This window comes from Thalassoglobus polymorphus (genome assembly GCF_007744255.1).
Taxonomy (GTDB): Bacteria; Planctomycetota; Planctomycetia; order Planctomycetales; family Planctomycetaceae; genus Thalassoglobus; species Thalassoglobus polymorphus.
Genome location: NZ_CP036267.1, coordinates 5223820 through 5241360, shown reverse-complemented (window position 1 = coordinate 5241360; position 17541 = coordinate 5223820). Strand labels below are relative to the sequence as shown.

Genomic DNA, 17541 nt, shown 5'->3' with positions numbered 1-17541 from the left:
TAGTTTGTCCGGTTAAGTCAGCGATGGAATTCAAGTCTCTTGATCTAAGCTTCCTTGGTTTGTCCTGTTTGTTTACGGCGACGATGACTACAAACGCCGAGTGCAATCGCTCCCATCGTCAACAAAGTGAGTGACGACGGTTCCGGGACTGCGGAGCCTCCTGAGGATGCTTCAGTAAACGTGAAATTCGTAATTTCAAGTGTCACAGTAGGATCAAGTGAATGTTGCGAAGAGAGTGTGTTCGCTAGAAAGCTAAAGGTATCTCCGGCCAAAACACTCAAGCCAACAATGTTTCCTGCTGCAGTATGGTCGGAGTTAGGGAGCGTCAGAGGATTGTCGAAGGTATAGGCAACCAAATCGGCAGAAGAACCGATACTGATGTTTCCCGCCCCGCTCTTTGCCCAAAATTCATGGCCAGCTATGGGCACGAAATGCTTGAATTCATAGTCGAAACTGATTGTCCCACTCGCAGTAAACGTGTCGGTCATCTCAAGCAGTGAATCGTAGTTCGGAATTCCAGGAACCAGGGTTGATGTCCAGAGGTGAGTACCGTCAGACAGGTCTGAGATGATCCCGGCATCAACGGGAGGAGAAGCGAAGGCGAAGAGTAACAGACAGTATAAAGCAGGGGACTTCATCAAAAAACTTTCAAGGGTGAGAGGAGGGCCGAATATGGGCGGGTACTTTACTGACGGAAAGTCTTAGGCACCAGAGCAACAGGAAAGAACCATATGGTTTCTGAAATTTCTGGAAACCATGTATCAGCGAGGGTTTATGATCGAGGGCTCGGTGAGTGGTTTTATTCGTGAACCGGTAATGCGGTCGCGGGGATTTTACGATCCCATTCAGTTGCTGCGGCGTCGCAATGGTCGGAAATCCTTGAACGGATCGCGTTCAAGTTTGCCATTCAGAGTAAGGGGCATACGAGACGTATTGGAGGGCTGTCATTCGTGCGGGGATGTCCTGAAAGCTTTCGCTTCAATCCTGGAATCTCATTGTTCGACAGATATGAAATAACGGATTCTCGGTGTTCTGTTTTCATACTGGCCGGTGAAGAGTCTTTTCAATTCACACAGCTGATTGTTTATTGAGTTGTCTCCCACGGCTTGAAATTTTGAGAATCACTCTATGCTGGCTACTCCAGATGAGTGACAATAGAGTGATGGCCCATGCAATTTGAAATTGCTTTCAATAAGCACAAACTGCCCTCGCGTAAATCATGATCAATCTCACCAAATCATTTTCGTTGTTGATTCTTTTACTCCTGCTGATTCCATGTCAGCCTCTCTCTGCACAAGATGAGAAGGGAGAGAATGGAGGGGAGAACCCCATTGGGAATTTCTTCCGTGGTTTGAACAAAGAGGTCCGTGACGGGGCAAAAGAAATTGAAGATGCCAAGCTGGGGCGAGACCAACTCGATTCCCGTCCGCCGCAAAATCAGGATTTTGAACGTCGTTTGGAACAGGCAAAGGCATTCCTTGAGCAATCACGATTCCATGACGCTGTCGAAATTCTGCAATATCTCAATGGGATTGAAGAAGACTTTTTTTTCTTTGGCAAGAAACAACAACTCGTTCCCGCTCATTCTGAAGTCTCGAAACTGTTGGCCAATCTGCCCGGGGAGGCTAAGCGGAACTATCTAAACCGCTTCGGTCCGGTGGCAATGCGAGAACGCGACATCGCTTTGGCACAGGGGGATCTCAAAGGGTTGAATAAAGTTTCCAGGCTCTACGTTGCAACTCAGGGGGGGCAGTCAGCTGCCTTCACCGCAGCCTTGAGTTTGTTTGATCAAGGGCATTTGGTCGCGGCCTCTCGAGCCTTTGCAGATCTTGCTCACAAAACCGATTCCGTGCGCACGAAAAAACGATTTGCAATGCAAGCCATCAGCAGCGCCGCACTCGCAGGCGATGCATCGCTGGTTCAACAAATAGCAGAAGAGTTTTCAATTTCTCTGGAAGAGATCACTTTCCTGCCGACTTCTGTTGTTTCAGGAAGAGAAGAGTTTAATGATTCCTCGACGCAATTGGTGAGTTCATCACACCACCTTGAGAACCCGGCCGACCCGCAATTTCTTCCAGTCTGGACTCAGCGGACGATTGATCGTTACGACGTTGAACATCAAGTCAAGAAGTTGTTTTCTGATTTGAAAGAGACGAATCGTGCGATTGTGACCACAAGTCAGGCAGTGATGAGTGGCAATTTTATTGCCTACAGGACGCTTCGGGCTTTGGAAGTTCGCAATCTTCAAACGGGCGAACTTCTCTGGGAAAACAGAGCGGCGTCAAATATTGAAACGCAGTTTTCGCAATCCGCCTCGGATGATGAGATCGAGTTACGGTATCGTGGGCGGGTTCCGGAGCATCATCCAGTGACCAGTCTGATGTTGCGTGATGCGATCTCGCGGAGCCTGACGACCGACGGGAGGCATCTCTTTGCCATCGAAGGTCATGAAGTGATCTCAAGTACTTCGCGAGGCTATGCCTGGCAAAGACGTACAGCTCAGAAAGATCCAGAGGATGAGAAATTCAGCACGAATGAAATTGTCGCATACGATTTCAAAACTGGACGCGTAAGATGGCGGCTGGGTGGGAAACTGATCGAAGATCCTTTCTCGCGACCACTGGCAGGAACATTCTTCTTTGGGCCGCCAGTCAGTGACGGTTCGGACCTGTTTGTGATTGGGGAACGTGATGGGCTGATCTCGTTGTTTTCTCTCAATGCCCAGACTGGCGAAGTCCTCTGGAGTCAGGAAATTGCGACACCGTCGCGAAGCCTCGTCGACGATCAGGTGCGACGTTTTTGGCCTTGTTACCCTTCAATTCAAGATGGGGTGATCGTTTGCCCGACAACCTGCGGTTGGCTCGTTGCGGTAGATCGCCAAAACCATCAACTCCTTTGGGCCTCTCGGTTTTCGGCACGTTCCAATAAACGGCAACGTTCTCGTGGCGGGTTTGCTGTTCAATCTGTTCAGAACTTAAATCATCGATGGATGACTGCTCCACCGGTCATCGTGGGGAATTCTGTTCTCGTCACTCCTCACGAACTTCCAAATGAGTATGGAAGCGGTGAGTTGGCATCGATTTGTTTCGACCTCCGGACTGGTGAAGAACTTTGGAGGCAGGCTAAAGGAGACGGGCTTTATCTAGCTGGTGTCGACGGAGAGAATGCAATTTTTGTAGGCGGGACCTCTGTCATCGCGAGGAACATTGAAGAGTCTGGGAGGCTGGCTTGGAAAACACAAATTTCGGCCACATCCAGTAGACCCTCAGGACGAAGTGTCATCCTCAATGGAAATCTCTTCATCCCCGTCGAAGGTGATCAACTCGTCGAAATCAGCTTGGAAAAGGGAGAGTTAGTTTCTACGAAGAAACTGGCATCATCTGAGATCCAACTGGGACACCTGTATTACGGAGGGGATCAGATGATTTCGCTTTCTGCCTTTGATCTTTCTGCGTTCCCAGTACGTAAACTTTCAGATGAAGAGCAAATGGAACTTGAACGGACTTTCGTTTCCGAAGTTGTCGCGATCGAGTTTCTCCTCTCCAATGATAAATACGTGGAAGCGCGACATGCCATTCAGGAATTACGTTCTCTTCAGTTGTTTCAGAATGTCTCAGCACAGCAACAAAGTGTTGTTGAACAACTTGAATGGGACTCGATCGAACAGATTATTCTGAATCACGAGGATCTCGCTGAGGAAACTCTTCTGGAGATGCAAACACTTGCCAACACTCCTGTCGAGTTGATGAGTTACAAACGTTTGGCCGCTGACTACCAGCTGAAAATGGGGGAATGGAGGACAGCGCTACAACTGTACCTTTCATTGCTCGATCACGCCGAGATCCTCGATCACTATGTTCAGGCAGAGACTCGCAAAGTTCGTTACGACGTGTGGGCAGGAGGTCGTGTCCAAGACCTGCTCGAGGAGAGAACGGAGGAGCAAAAGGCCGAAGCTGTCCAGAAAATCACTTCGCAATTCAAATCGATTGAACGCTCTCTCGGTCGCAGTCGAACAGCGCGAGTTTTCCACTTTCTTCCGCTGGGGCAACAACTCGAACTCGAACTTGCACTGGATGCCAAAAAGGATTCCAGAATTTCTGAATCACTCATTCGACTTCAACGTGTCACAAACTCTTCCGATCCGGAACTTGCCAGTGTTGGCTGGTCCGAGATGGCAGAGGTTTTGACTGAGCTGGAATCGTTCTCCGATGCAAGGTCTTGTTGGGAACAGGTTCTGAGTCGACCGGAAGTCTCACTTAGTGCTGCAGGGACAAGTCACGCTGTTGCGATAGAGCGACTTGCCCAGCTGAAAACCGATTCATCTCAGACGAGTCGATCGACATCATGGGGTAACGAATGGGAAACCGTTCGCACTGGAACTCAAGGTCGCGAGGACAGCCTTGCTGTAATTGAACCTGTTGGTCAGGGCTTTGAGTTTGTGAAACAGTTCCGCTGGTTGTTTCAAAACCAGCATCAACGGCTGCGGATTGAAAATTCCCACACGGGCGAGTTCGTTGGTTCGTTCCCGCTTCGATCGATGTCAAACAGTTCACATCGTTCAAATGTCGGTCTGCGGTATGCCGGGTCGATGAGCTACGCCGTTCACCGTGGTGCCATTCACGCCTTGCACTTTCCTGATCAGCAAGTCGCCTGGACTTACACCCCCAGTGTCAGTGGATTGGCGATGAGCCGTCTGCGGTCACCTTCGCAACGTGTCACGAACCTCTTGTCGAATGTCAGCACCTTTCGCGGTACGAGCAATCTGAACTCCTACACGACTCCCACAGGAATTTTGCTCACAGCGAACGAGTATTGCGCACTTGCGATCGACGAGGAAATTCATGCTCTGGACGCCTTGACTGGTGAACTTCTCTGGACGGAAGAAGATGTCTCAAGACGAGTGATCGTAGAACCGTACGCAGATCGATTCATTCTTACTGCGGACGCAAAATCTCACTTCATTCGAATGCTTGATGGAAAGCGGGCGGCTCAACCGCTTCCGGACAACTTCCCTATCCAGTGTTTACAGGTCGACGGAACAGAGTCTGTACAGCTGATTCGAAGTGACGATGAGAAGCGCTGGCATCTTCAACGGGGCGCGATCGAAGATGCCAATGCGAAATGGAGTATCGAGATTCCCGCTGATGTCTCAATGATTCAATTCGATGAACAGGCTCTCGGTTACCTGACGCCTGCCGGTGAACTTTCGCTGATCGATCTGCGAGACGGGACGATAAAACTGATCGGAGAAATTCCCGCAAAGTTGATGAAAATTCAGAAACGAGTCTATTCCTATTCTGATGATGAGTTCATTTTTCTCGTCGTCTCGCATGGGACCGCGAAGTCGACTTATGTGAACTTGCCCTCATTGAAAGCAGCTGGGACTTTACTGACCTTCTCGAAAGAAGGGGGGCTATTGTGGTCTCAATCGACTCAAGAACTGAGTGAGTTCTTTGATTCCCAGACTGCAAAAGAGAACGCTCCCGACAAGGAAAAAGAGGAGCAGGAGAACAAAAGTCATACAGTTTGGGGGATGAACTTGATTGTCAAAGAAATTCGGCAGTCTCCTGTTCTCATCTTTATCAGTAGTCGACCAGAGAATCGGGACAAGGTCTATTTTCGCAGACTCACAATGATCGGGTTCGACAAGCGGACTGGAAAGCGAGTCTTTGATTGGAGTCGCATCTCGAATTCCGGAGGTTTCTCGTACCTGCATGTGAACACCCACGATCGTTACATCGATATGAGAACCTACAATGAACGGCTCAAAATTCAGCCAGTCCAACCCGTAGAACGACTCGCAGATGGGGCTGGAAAGTGAGACGCTACCGAGCTCGCTGGCTCTTTCCGGGGGATGGGCCACCGATTCTGAATGCAACAATCGAAGTCCGCGACAATGACATCATCAGTCTGTCTATTGATGATTCGGATGCGGTTGATCTCGGGAATGTCGCTCTCATTCCCGGGTTGATCAACGCACATACGCATCTTGAATTCTCAACCATCCCTGCTCCGCTTCAACCGCTTCGTGACTTCACAAGTTGGATTCCCTCTGTCATTTCCTGGAGACAGGAGCATCCTGATGGAATCTCATCAGCGATTCGGAAAGGGCTCGATGAATCGATCTCTTACGGGGTCACCACTGCCGCTGAAATTGCCACGACCGATTGGCGAAGCGACAGTGAAGCTTCATCGACTCCACTGAACGTGTTGATGTTTCGCGAATACCTTGGGCTTTCAGATGAAGCGGTCGATTTCCAACTGAGCAGTGCTCGGGAGTTCTTGGAGCAGCCAGGTTCAGAGCAGGTCAAAATCGGGTTGAGTCCGCACTCTCCGTATTCGCTGCACCCTGACCTCTTCGAGGGACTCTGCGAACTCGCGGAGCAGCATCAGGTTCCGCTGGCAATGCATCTGGCAGAATCACCAGAAGAGTTGGAGCTATTGGAAACCGGAGGTGGAAAGCTGGCAGCGATGCTGCAACAACTCGGCGTTGCCCGTCCGGAACTCTTTAAGGAATCTCGAAGACCGCTTGATTATTTACATCGACTCGATTGCGGAGTTCCTGTGCTGGTTGTCCATGGAAACTATCTCGGACAACGAGAGATCGAATTTCTAAAGACTCGGCCGAATATGAGTGTCGTGTATTGCCCACGAACGCATGCAGCGATGCAGTCTGCCGAACATCCCTGGAAGGAGCTTTTAGAGGTCGGTATCAACGTTGCTCTCGGGACGGATAGTCGTGCTTCGAATCCTGATCTTTTCATCTGGAAAGAGCTCCAGTTTCTGCACAAAAGACATGAAGGGATTCCCGCCAGCGAGCTTCTCAAGCTGGCAACGATCAACGGGGCAGATGCCCTGCAATTGGGCCGGGTTGGCCTGCTGAAGCAGGGGCACATCGCTGATCTGTGTGTTGTTTCTCTTCAAGGAGCTTCTATTGAAAATCCGGAATCAGGGCTTTTCGATTCACAGAATCAACCTGCAGGAGTCATGAAGCACGGAGAATGGGTGGTCACTCCACAAGCGTTGAAAATTCTTGAGCAATAGTGCAGCTTTCGAATTGCTGTTCGCCACGTGGCAGAACCTGCAAACCAATTCGAAAGATGCTCTATACACGCCCGTGGATGTAGAGGTCTCCATCGAGAATTTCGACGTTGTGTTGTCGAAGCTTGACTGCGTTTTCCATCGACTCTAACCCGCATCCCCCGAACGGGGAGAGAGCGTTCGCTCCTCCGATGAGTTTGGGGGCAACGAAACAATGCACTTCGTCGACCTGTTGAGCATCAAGAAATGCACCCAGAACGCCGCTGCCAGCTTCGAGTAAAACATTTGTCAGTTGTCGCAGTCCGAGTTCTTCAAGAAGGCTCATGACGTCGAGTAAACCCGTTTCAAGAGTTCGTTGAATCTGGATCACTTCGACACCATGATTTTTCAGGTCAGCGACTCTGGTTGGGCTGGCTTGATCACTGACAAACAACAAGACCGGCGATTCATTTGCTGTTTTGACCAGATTGGAGTCCAGGGGCAGCCGGGCTTGCGAGTCTAAGACAACTCGCAGCGGAACTCGTCTTCCAGCGGGGCGCGCGGTGAGTAAAGGGTCGTCAGCGAGGACTGTTCCAATTCCTGAGACTATCGCATCCATTCGTCCACGAAGTTGATGGACGATTGCTCGTGATTTCTCATTCGAAATCCATTTCGAGGAGCCCGTGTGAGTTGCAATCTTTCCGTCTAACGTCATCGCCCACTTCGCATGAACGAATGGCAGGCTCTGTGTGAACAGTTTGCGAAACGGGGCAATTAAGTCCTGAGCTTCTGCTTCACAAACGCCAACATCAACCTGAATCCCGGCATTTCGGAGTTTCGTGATTCCAGTTCCGGCGACATGCGGAGCAGGGTCAACGGTTCCAACAACCACACGGGAAACACCCGCAACGATCAGTGCATCTGCACAGGGAGGAGTTTTGCCAAGATGGGAGCAAGGTTCGAGCGTGACATAGATTGTCGCTCCTTTTGCTTGAGTTCCGGCAGCTTGGAGAGCCACGACTTCCGCATGTGGGCCGCCAAATTCTGCATGGAAACCCTCTGCGATCAACTTGCCATCCGCAGTCGTGATGACAGACCCAACCGCAGGATTTGGTTCCACAAATCCTATCGCGGAGCGAGCAAGTTCAAGTGCTCGCTCCATGAAGGATTCGTCGTTCAATTTCGGTTGCGAATTCATTCTGAAAGATCCGAACCTGAAGGAGAGTCGTCAGCGTTCCTTAAGTTCCGCCAGTGCGGCTGAAACTCGACAGGAACGCCAGTTCAGACGATCTATGCCTGTTCATCCTGTGCCTGTCCATCCTGTGTCTGTTCATCTCCAGCTTTTAGTCGGGCAGCCAGAGTTTCTTTTCCCCAGACTCTGATCCTTGAGGTTGAGCAGACCACCCTGCCTCCCCATCTCCAGAGGTCTCCGGAGTGATAATTGCGTTCTCCCAAGGTGGATCGATTTCCAACGTTTGAATGAACTGTTCCAGTCGCTCGCGAACGACCGGGAGCTTTGCTCCGTAGTAGTTCCAAAGTTCAAGCAGTAGTTGCTTGAGTTCAGGATCGTTGAGGTAACGTGAACGGAATTGTAACTCTCGCATTTTCCACATCAGCTCAGCTTCAAACGGTCCCCCTTGAGACTTTGTTTGTTCGAATCCAAGCTGAATCCATTCCAACGCTTCATCTTCTTTCAAAGAGCGGCTGCAAATATCTGCGAGGTTTGCGTAAGCCTGTTGCGTTTCTTGTTCGTTTTCCTTGACCAACTCAGGACGGTTTTTGAGAAACTCTGTCAGTGTTCGGTAACCGAATCCACAATGCTTCACGACTAAAGCACGCTGCATGACAAGATCAAACAGTTTGTCCGACATTCCCTCGAAAGAAATATCTTGAAGCTGAGTGACCGTCAACGTGTTGAGGTCTAAGTCATCTGATGGCGGGATCGGTGTCGGATGCGGAACATTCAACTTGTCGCGAAGCTCTGCCTGGTCGAGGATGATATCGCGACGGTCCAGGAAGGAATCGAAAACGCGAACTGCTGCGGCCAGCGCAACTTTTAAGCTCTCGTCCTTGCTAGCTTCCAGCGGTGTCTTTCCGTTCAGGGCTTTTTGCGGAGAGTTTGCCCAAGTCTCATGAATACATTTGTCGATGAACTCCTTTCGGAGTTTTTGTCGAATTTCAGGCGGAGTTTTCGGTGGGAAGAACGCCGATTCAGTGAGGACCAAATCGTCTTCGGCATACCAGGAGATAACATCGGAATCTTCGACTTCTTCTTCTTCCTTCTTCGCTGGTGTGGCAAGCTCTCCGGCGGCCGCTTCGAAGATTTGGATCGACTGCTCCAAACGCTCTCCTTCAATGGCTGTCACATGAGCAGCTGCCGGGGTCGAGGGATCAGCTTGATCCACCAGCATGAGTCGGCCAATCGAACGTGGAGCGGTCTCTAGAGAAAGCTCTTCCAGTTCTTTTTCTGTGGGAAGATTTCGGTCAAGAATATCATACGAGGCTGAGATCCCGGTCTGCTCTTCCATCACAGGGACGCGGCAGAGTTGGTCGTCGTTGTCGAGACGAGTCAGTAGTTTTGAAAGCGACTCCGTTTCATAGCTGACCATACGAGAAGGAATCGAGTTGTCTTTCTGTCGGCGGTCCAACAATTGAGCCAGCGCTTCCAGGTCGACAGCCTGATCAAAATCTTCGTACAGACCGGCAGCTTTATGAAACGCCTTAGCTGCGTTCAGTTCATCACCATCCCAGGCCCGCATGAGTCCGATTGTGTGCCACAATTGAGGGCTCGCCGGATCGACTTCAGCGATCTTGTCGAGAATGTCTGCCGCTTCGGAAAAGCATCCATGAATGTAGAGTCGCTGTGATTTCTTCTGCTGCGTTTCCATTTCTGGCGGAGCTTCGTAAGTCGGCAGCGGGTGGCCTCCTCGAAGTGGGTACGGCACAGTGGTGTCGGCATCCAGTTCGAGCATCGCCATCAAGGTGCGCTGGCGGTCTTCTTCAGACCCCAGTCGTAAAACGATGGCCATGTGCTGCCGAGCAGCCATGTCACACTCGATTTCAAGGAAATGGGAGACCAGCTTTCCGGCAAGAATCGCAACCAGTTGATGTTCATCAGCCATGCTCTTCAAGAAGGCACGGTGAATCACCTTTTTGCTTTTCTCCATTGTGTCGGACTGGACCACAGCCAACGCCAACATCGCATTTGCGAGTGGGTGCTCAGGGTTTTTCCGTAAAAAAGGAACCAGACCATCGCGAGCTTCTTCAAAAGCCTCTCTGTTGAATAAGGCCATTGCTCGTTGCGTGACTAACCAACCATTGTCAGGGTGCTCTTTGAGCACTTTGTCAATGAGTTGAATCGCCATGTGTGGCTGGTTGTTTTCTTGGAGCCGTTCGATTTTCGCCATTTCCGGGAGAATCGCCTGGCAGCAGAATTTGACTTTCTTTCCACTGCCGCATGGGCAGGGTGCATAAGAATCCATGAGTAATGTCTCTCCTATGGATGACTTTGAGCCACGGTGATTTTTGATTGGCAGCCATCACCGTTTCTCGACGTCAAAATTTTTTCACAGCCTTCAATTTTCTTCGCAATCTTCAGTTGTTCACAGTCTTCAATAATATCGTGGTTTCCAGTGAGACCCGGTTTCGCACAACTGCTCTCGACCAATTCAAGTCAAATTGGACTCTTAAGCACCGAGAAGGCTCAGCATGGATTTATTTCTGGAGATGTTTAACTTGCGCGAGGCGGTTTGATATTCGCCGGTCTCTGCACAGCCTGTTCCTGATTTTTATCAACATCGCTGTTGTAAACTCTAATCAAACCACTGAGGAATTCCTAGCGCGGTCTCTCTGTAGGCAGTCAATTTCGGGGATCCAACTGATGTGTTTTGCTGGACAGCAACTGTAATCAGACCATGGATTTAGGATTTTTGAGCAGCTGAGAATCACCCATCGGAACGGCTCTGTTTTCTTAGAAACTCTCGTTGCAGCCAAGAGAGTCATTCACCTGGGTCAGCGAAAAGGTTTTGCCGCAAAACCAGAATGTGATGCGAGGACGGTTTTTCTCAGGCTTTGAGAGACCATTTTGAGCTTGTCGATCAGTTTGCTCTTCCATGTGCCTGTTTAGAAAGGGTGCACCAATTCAAAAGATGCTATCGTTTTACATGAAAATAAGTTCTCCAATTGAGAAATTGCAATGTTAGCTGACGACGTTCAAGCTCACTTCCCGCCTGGCATCAATTTGCCAGAGCCGATACGTGCACTCTGCGAATTTCTGGAAGCAAACGGGTACCCGCTGAGTGGTTGCTTTGAAATCAGCACCATCGGCGATGGCGATTTGCAGGCGTGGTTTCCAAGCGACACCACGATGCAGAACCGGTTTGCCGTCTTTGGGCGTGGTTCTACCGGTTCGGTTTATGCGATCTGGCTTCAGGATCACGGGAATGCTGACGCCTCTCCTGTTGTTGTCCTTGGCTCCGAGGGGGAGCTACTTATTCTTGCAACGGACTCAAAGGAGTTTTGTCGGCTGTTGGGTTGCGGATATGACGAACTTGAGTGGGATGATATTTCACAGCCTTCACCCGGATGGGACGACACAAAACCGCTTCGCGAGTGGTTGGCTTCCCGCTTTGACATCGACTTTCCGACGACCGGCAAGCAGATCGTCGATGTTGCCCGAGATCGCTATCCTGACTTCTCCCAATTCGTCCAATCGTGGTGGGACGCCAACGCCTGACTCAAGAAGTGGATTGCTTTTGCATGCAATAGAGAGGCGGCTCTGACTGTGGGAAGTCTTTCGTCGTTGCCCGTTTGATGCCGTTACTTTTTTACCAAAGTTCACCAAAGCACACCGAAGCGAGATGGCCATGGCGAATTCCAGTGTTGACATGAAAGTTGATCTTTAAGTTCTGCTTCACGCGCGTCTGCCTTATGACGGGCAGTCAGTGAAATCATAAAGTCACTTTCGGGGAGGCGTGACAAGCATTGAGCTGAGCGAGTCGTGTCGCCGGCAGGTCAGATCATCGGCTTGATGACTTTGCAGTGTATCTTTTCGAGACTGGATTTGAGTTGCCGGTACATCGTCTCGTCTTTGTAAGTTCCGACGATTGCTCCTCCTGAACCGGCGAATTTCGCACTGGCACCAACGGCGCGAGCCGCTTCGATCATGTTAATGTGTGACTGAGAGATGGTGCAGATACTTGCGCGGATGTTGAAGTTTTTGTCAATCGCCTGGTGAAGAACGTCAGCTTGGCCTGCCTCAATCGCAGATCGTGCCGTGTCGGTCAGGCGGGCAAGTTCCTTCATGGCATTCACGACATCCGGATCACCAGAATTGTACCTGGCGCGAAGCGGGTTGTGGGCGACGTAGGTCGGCTCACCAACTTCTGTGCTGTAGGCAATGTAGACTGGAGGCAGCATGCTCGAATCGAGGTGTTCGTATTTGCCACACTCCATTCCATCTTCAATGGTCATGGAAGACTCCGCGAAGTCCATTGCGACCAGGCCTTCGTAAATCTGGACAACACGGTCCTGCAAGCCGGCGGGAATTCCGAGTTCGATCGTTTCCACGCTGAGGGCGAGCGATGGTTGTACATGTCGCGGAACGTTCACATGGTAGAAGTCCATGAGCGATCTCAATGTTGCCACAATGATGGCACTCGAACCAGCCATCCCGACCGCTCTGGGGATTGAGGTCGAGTAACGAATGGAAAAGTTTCGTTCATGCAATTCGATGTTTTTCGCTTTGCAGTATTCGTAGAATCGCTTGATCGTCGCCTTGATCAGGCGGACGCCTCCGTAGTACCCATGCAATTCGACATCTTCAGCGAGTTCGCCGATGGACTCAAAACTACTCTGGTCATCGTTCGACCAGACGATCTCAACTTTCGGCCAATCGTACAGAGTGACCTCAGCGAAGAACTGCTTGATCGTCATCGCAATGGTTTTTCCGTGGTAACCGTCAGAAGGGTTTCCCACGAAACCTGCGCGAGCATAGGCTCGTCGGCGAATGATTTCCATTATTCTTCCTCTGATTTCAAGCTGAGCTTCTCCCGGAGATAAATCTCTAATCCTTCACCAAACTGAGGGTCGGAAAGTGCAAAATCGACAAATGCCTGGAAGTAGCTTTCGAAGTTTCCAATATCGAACCGTGGTTCATCTTTCGGCAGGCGAATTCCGATTCCTTTTCCGCCTTTTTTGAGAACCTGTTGCATTGCATCGGTCAGTTGAATTTCTCCCCCTTTTCCACGTTCTGTTTTTTGCAGTTCCTCAAAAATTGCGGGGCTGAAGACATACCGGGCAGCGACGGCGAGGTTACTTGGAGCTTCATCGACAGCAGGTTTTTCGACAAGGCTTTCAAGTTCGAAGACGTCTCCGGTAATCGTTCCTTTGGGTTTTGCGATTCCGTAGTTGACAACATCTTTGGGGTTGTCGAGTTCTTCGAAGCAGACGATGACGTCAGCTTTGGTTTTTTCGTACTCGTTGATCATCCGTTCCACGATATGTGATTTCGCGTGCATCCCGATGATGGAATCTCCCAGCGCCACAACGAACGGTTGCTTGCCGACGAACGGTTCACCAATCAGGACGGCGTGCCCCAGTCCGAGTTGCTCGCGCTGGCGAGTGTACGCGTACTGGACTTGGCTTCGCTCAAATGCGAGTTCTGCGAGCTGTTCTTCTTTTCCAGTTTGCCGGAGATGAGTGGTCAATTGCTGATTGACGTCAAAGAAATCTTCGATGGATGATTTCCCGTAACCTGTCACGAACAGAATGCGTTTAATCCCCGATTCACGGAGTTCTTCGACCACATACTGTACGACCGGGCGTCGTCCGACTGGAAGCATCTCTTTGGGTTGGCTCTTCGTTGCTGGTAGAAGTCGAGTGCCTAATCCAGCGACTGGGACAACGGCAAGATCGAGAGCCATAAATTTTCTCCTGGAACAATGAATTGCGATCAGGTCAGCGAGGCGTGACCTTGTGGATAGTGACTTGGAGAACAGACATAAAACCAGGATTTGGCCTCTCAAAAAGAGAGGGGGTTCCGCCTCACCGATGTTTCTGAATAGGTTCTGAGTGTCGATCTTGATCAATTTGGGAGATCAAGAAAAGAGGAACCATCGGAAGAAATAGCCCCAAAAGCGACATCTTGGGGCATCTCTACGATCACTGCGAAGATCATCCACCAATTCTGATTAAAAAATTATGAATTTGCTTCCGCAAGCCGCACAAGCGCTCGAACCATGACCCCTGTTCCTCCTGCATCCCGTTGAGCGGAGCTTGATTCGACATATGACGGGCCAGCGATATCGAGGTGGACCCACGGAGTCTCTCCAACAAATTGTTCGAGAAACTTTGCTGCGGTGATTGCTCCTCCCCAGCGGCTGCCGATGTTTTTACAGTCTGCAAATTCGGATTTCAGCTGTTCAGCGAAGTAGTCATACATTGGCATTTGCCAGATGTCCTCGCCTTGCTCGCGGGCAGATTTGAGGACCGAATCGCACCATGGTTGATCGTTTGAGAACGCGCCAACAATGTCGTTGCCCAATGCGACCACACAGGCTCCGGTGAGTGTTGCCAGGTCCACGAGCTTGTCGACTTTATCGTCGACTGCAAAGGCTAATGCGTCGGCTAGAACGAGTCGGCCTTCGGCGTCGGTGTTATGAATTTCGATCGACTTGCCGTTACGAGCGGTCAAGACACTCCCCAGCTTGTACGCGGCTCCGCCGGTCATGTTTTCGACCAGACCCATGTAACCGACCACGTTGACCGGCAGCTTCAGTTTCGCAATTGCGAGGACAGCACCCAGCACGGTCGCTGCTCCAGCCATGTCCGATTTCATCGTAATCATGCCCGCCGACGTTTTCAGAGAAAGCCCACCACTGTCGAAGGTCACTCCTTTTCCGACAAGCCCTAATGTGGGAGCTTCTTCGCCGCCCCCATTGTACTTCAAAACAACCATGCGTGGGGGGCGTTCACTTCCTTGAGCGACAGCCAGCATCGCCCCCATCTTTTCGTCTTTCAGCATCTCCTCATCAAAGATTTCACCACGAATCCCCAAGTCAGCAGCTTCATCTGCAGCTCGTTGGGCAAAAGATTCAGGGTAGATGTCGTCGGGGTGGCGATTGACCAGCTCCCGTGTCAGGTTGACGGCCTCACCGAGTATCACTCCTCGTCGGACCGCAGCTTTGTTTTCCTGGTTCTCTTCGACCTCTGTGATGAGAACTTCTTCGAACGGATAGCGGCTTTTCTCATCCTGATACAGTCCCTGTCCTGAACAGCTGACAGTGACGGTGTCAGAGAGGAGTTCGAGCGCGGCTGATGCTCCGAGGGCACTAACGATACTCTCTGGCACACAAAGTCCGAGGCTCTGTTTTTCTTTAGTGGCGATTTTACGAATCGCTGTGGAATAGGCTTTTCGTAATTCTTGAAGCGACTGTTTGTCCGCCGGTCCGAGACCGACGATCAGCAGGCGATCTGCTGCGAGCCCCGGGGCGTCTCCTAATACTGTCACCTCGCCTGCTTTCCCGGTGAGATCTTCCCGTTCACGCATCCGTGACAGGCTGCCATCCAAGGCTTCGTCAAGACGTTGTAAGCTGGGGCTGAATTCGTCATTTTCGGAAATCCCGGCGACAAGCCAGTTGGCTTTTACTTCAGTGGAAGAGGCTGTTGTTGTGGAAAATTTCATGTGGAGAACCCGCGCGGTAGATATGAGAAATAAAGAATTGAGAAAGGGACAGTAAAACGTATTTACGAATGAGGTTCCGATCGTATCAACTCTCTCGGCAATCTCTCCACCCCAACCGGTGCAATCCTTACAGACAAATGGTTGTTGATCTGTTGCAGTGGGTCTTGCCGATGGCATAAGATATTTAGTGAGACTTGCGTACATACATTTTGAGTCTCCACGGACTTGCCTACTCCTCCTACATTTATTGCTTCTACTCAGCCCTCCCTGAAGCAAATTGGAGCTCCTGCCCATGTTGAGTTTCTTGCCAACTGTCAATCAGAATTGTGAATCCATCTCCCGCCGGCATGCTTTACAGATTGGGAGCCTCGCTGGTTTGGGGTTGTCTCTACCAAATTTTCTCTCAACCAAAGCAGCGACTGCAGCGACCTCACTCTCTCCTAAAGAGACAAATTGTATTTTGATTTGGACTCGCGGAGGAACTAGCCATCACGATACGTTCGATCCAAAGCCAAATGCCCCGGTCAGCGTGCGAGGTGAGTTCGGTGTGATCGATACTGCGATCCCGGGAGTGCAGTTTACTGAAATCGTGCCAACGATGGCGAAGGAGTTGAATCGCTTTGCCTTGTTGCGAAGCTGGAATCCTCAGAATGGTTCTCACGGGCACGCCGATCAGTTTGTGATGTCGGGCCGGAAATTTAATGCGGGTGTCGCTTACCCAACATTCGGTTCGGTCGTGGGTTGGCAGAAGGGCTTCAAAACGGCGTTGCCCCCGTTTGTGCAACTTGGCAGTAACGTCGACCAGCGTTTTGGTGGCGGAATGGCGGGCATCCTCGGTTTGGAACACAACGCATTCGAAGTTCTTGCTGATCCGAACGCCAAGAAGTTCGATGTAAGAGACATCACACCACCTCAAGGTGTGGACGCGAATCGTATTAACCGTCGACAAAGAATGCTTTCGAAAATTGATTCGCTGCAAGCTTATGCAGAAAACCAACCGGCGGCATTCGAAGCGATCGACGAACACTATCAGGCAGCGATCAACATGATAACCGCTCCTGAAACGAAGAAGGCGTTTCAGATTGATGAAGAGAGTCCCGAACTACGGGATAAGTATGGTCGAAACAAATTCGGTCAAAGTTGTCTGCTTGCACGGAGGATGATTCAGTCGGGAGTTCGGTTCGTGACAGTGACTGATGGAGGCTGGGACACTCACGCGAATAATTTCAAATCTCTGAAGGCGAATCGAATTCCCCCTGTCGACCAGGGGTTGCCTGCTCTATTAGAGGATCTTGAAGACCGTGGCATGCTTGATTCGACTTTGGTCGTCTGGCTAACAGACTTCGGAAGAACACCCAACATCAACTCTGCAAGTGGTCGCGATCACTGGGCCAGTTCTGGATTTGCAATCATGGCCGGTGCGGGCGTCCCCGGAGGTTCCGTCCTCGGTGCGACCGATGAAGAAGGTGGCAAGCCAATTCGCAATGAATACACCTCGGCGGACATCGCTGCCACAATCTATTCCAAGCTCGGGCTTCCGACTGACCTTATCGCTCACGCTCCCGACGGGCGTCCTATCCGTCTGATTGAAGGCGATCCAATTAGAGAGTGGATGTAAGTCATTCGGTTTTGCGTGGCACGCTGTAGAGTGGGAATACCGCTCCCCTGTCAGTAAGCCGACAATCGAGCGAAGTCACTCAAGCATTGTCACTTAAACATCGTCACTTAAACTGACAAGCAAGACGATTTCAACTTTACGGATGGGACGCATTCTTCACGAACGTAGCACAAGACCAAGTAGCACGGGACCATTGTCCCGTCAGCTTCGTTCGCAACGA

General features: G+C 50.7%; 10 protein-coding genes. 4 read left to right on the top strand and 6 right to left on the bottom strand.

All coding sequences use genetic code 11. From position 1 onward, the window contains the following. Positions 1-44 precede the first annotated feature (44 nt). A complete protein-coding gene (locus tag Mal48_RS18980) occupies positions 45-638 on the bottom strand; it encodes a PEP-CTERM sorting domain-containing protein (protein ID WP_145203328.1) in 594 nt (197 codons plus the stop codon). Positions 639-1219: 581 nt separating this feature from the next. Between Mal48_RS18980 and Mal48_RS18975 the strand changes: the two genes are divergently transcribed. Together Mal48_RS18975 and Mal48_RS18970 are read left to right on the top strand one after the other, a co-directional pair. Continuing rightward, a complete protein-coding gene (locus Mal48_RS18975; RefSeq protein ID WP_145203325.1) occupies positions 1220-5821 on the top strand; it encodes an outer membrane protein assembly factor BamB family protein in 4602 nt (1533 codons plus the stop codon). After that, positions 5818-7044 (top strand): amidohydrolase family protein, encoded by a 1227-nt coding sequence (locus Mal48_RS18970; RefSeq protein WP_145203322.1) that lies wholly within the window; start codon positions 5818-5820, stop codon positions 7042-7044. Before Mal48_RS18975 ends, Mal48_RS18970 begins: the two co-directional genes overlap by 4 nt. A 61-nt stretch (positions 7045-7105) precedes the next feature. Here Mal48_RS18970 and ribD read toward each other — a convergent pair whose 3' ends face one another. Together ribD and Mal48_RS18960 are read right to left on the bottom strand one after the other, a co-directional pair. Next, complete coding sequence (gene ribD / locus Mal48_RS18965) at positions 7106-8218, bottom strand: bifunctional diaminohydroxyphosphoribosylaminopyrimidine deaminase/5-amino-6-(5-phosphoribosylamino)uracil reductase RibD (protein ID WP_145203319.1); 1113 nt, start codon at positions 8216-8218, stop codon at positions 7106-7108. A 145-nt stretch (positions 8219-8363) separates the two neighbouring features. Then, the gene (locus Mal48_RS18960; protein WP_145203316.1) at positions 8364-10502 is read right to left on the bottom strand and encodes a hypothetical protein; all 2139 of its coding nucleotides are present in this window, start codon (positions 10500-10502) and stop codon (positions 8364-8366) included. A 713-nt stretch (positions 10503-11215) separates the two neighbouring features. Here Mal48_RS18960 and Mal48_RS18955 point away from each other — a divergent pair. Next, positions 11216-11755: a hypothetical protein gene (locus Mal48_RS18955; RefSeq protein ID WP_145203313.1), complete on the top strand. Its 540-nt coding sequence runs from the start codon at positions 11216-11218 to the stop codon at positions 11753-11755. 278 nt (positions 11756-12033) lie between these two features. On the opposite strand, the gene Mal48_RS18950 is transcribed toward Mal48_RS18955, so the two are convergent. From Mal48_RS18950 to Mal48_RS18940, 3 genes are all read right to left on the bottom strand, one after another. Further along, the gene (locus tag Mal48_RS18950) at positions 12034-13038 is read right to left on the bottom strand and encodes a mevalonate kinase family protein (RefSeq protein ID WP_145203309.1); all 1005 of its coding nucleotides are present in this window, start codon (positions 13036-13038) and stop codon (positions 12034-12036) included. Continuing rightward, positions 13038-13943, bottom strand: a complete 906-nt coding sequence (locus Mal48_RS18945; protein WP_145203306.1) for a UTP--glucose-1-phosphate uridylyltransferase — start codon at positions 13941-13943, stop codon at positions 13038-13040. Before Mal48_RS18945 ends, Mal48_RS18950 begins: the two co-directional genes overlap by 1 nt. Positions 13944-14218: 275 nt before the next feature. Beyond that, on the bottom strand, positions 14219-15703 hold the full coding sequence (locus Mal48_RS18940; RefSeq protein ID WP_145203303.1) for a leucyl aminopeptidase: 1485 nt from the start codon (positions 15701-15703) through the stop codon (positions 14219-14221). A 292-nt stretch (positions 15704-15995) separates the two neighbouring features. Between Mal48_RS18940 and Mal48_RS18935 the strand changes: the two genes are divergently transcribed. Next, positions 15996-17321, top strand: a complete 1326-nt coding sequence (locus Mal48_RS18935) for a DUF1501 domain-containing protein (protein WP_145203299.1) — start codon at positions 15996-15998, stop codon at positions 17319-17321. The last annotated feature ends 220 nt before the right edge of the window (positions 17322-17541 follow it).

What these genes read in the sequence shown, in the direction of transcription:
- Mal48_RS18980 (WP_145203328.1), bottom strand. Translation starts at nt 638, where the DNA reads ATGAAGTCCCCTGCTTTATACTGTCTGTTACTCTTCGCCTTCGCTTCT.
- Mal48_RS18975 (WP_145203325.1), top strand. Translation starts at nt 1,220, where the DNA reads ATGATCAATCTCACCAAATCATTTTCGTTGTTGATTCTTTTACTCCTG.
- ribD (WP_145203319.1), bottom strand. Translation starts at nt 8,218, where the DNA reads ATGAATTCGCAACCGAAATTGAACGACGAATCCTTCATGGAGCGAGCA.
- Mal48_RS18960 (WP_145203316.1), bottom strand. Translation starts at nt 10,502, where the DNA reads ATGGATTCTTATGCACCCTGCCCATGCGGCAGTGGAAAGAAAGTCAAA.
- Mal48_RS18955 (WP_145203313.1), top strand. Translation starts at nt 11,216, where the DNA reads ATGTTAGCTGACGACGTTCAAGCTCACTTCCCGCCTGGCATCAATTTG.
- Mal48_RS18950 (WP_145203309.1), bottom strand. Translation starts at nt 13,038, where the DNA reads ATGGAAATCATTCGCCGACGAGCCTATGCTCGCGCAGGTTTCGTGGGA.
- Mal48_RS18945 (WP_145203306.1), bottom strand. Translation starts at nt 13,943, where the DNA reads ATGGCTCTCGATCTTGCCGTTGTCCCAGTCGCTGGATTAGGCACTCGA.
- Mal48_RS18940 (WP_145203303.1), bottom strand. Translation starts at nt 15,703, where the DNA reads ATGAAATTTTCCACAACAACAGCCTCTTCCACTGAAGTAAAAGCCAAC.
- Mal48_RS18935 (WP_145203299.1), top strand. Translation starts at nt 15,996, where the DNA reads ATGTTGAGTTTCTTGCCAACTGTCAATCAGAATTGTGAATCCATCTCC.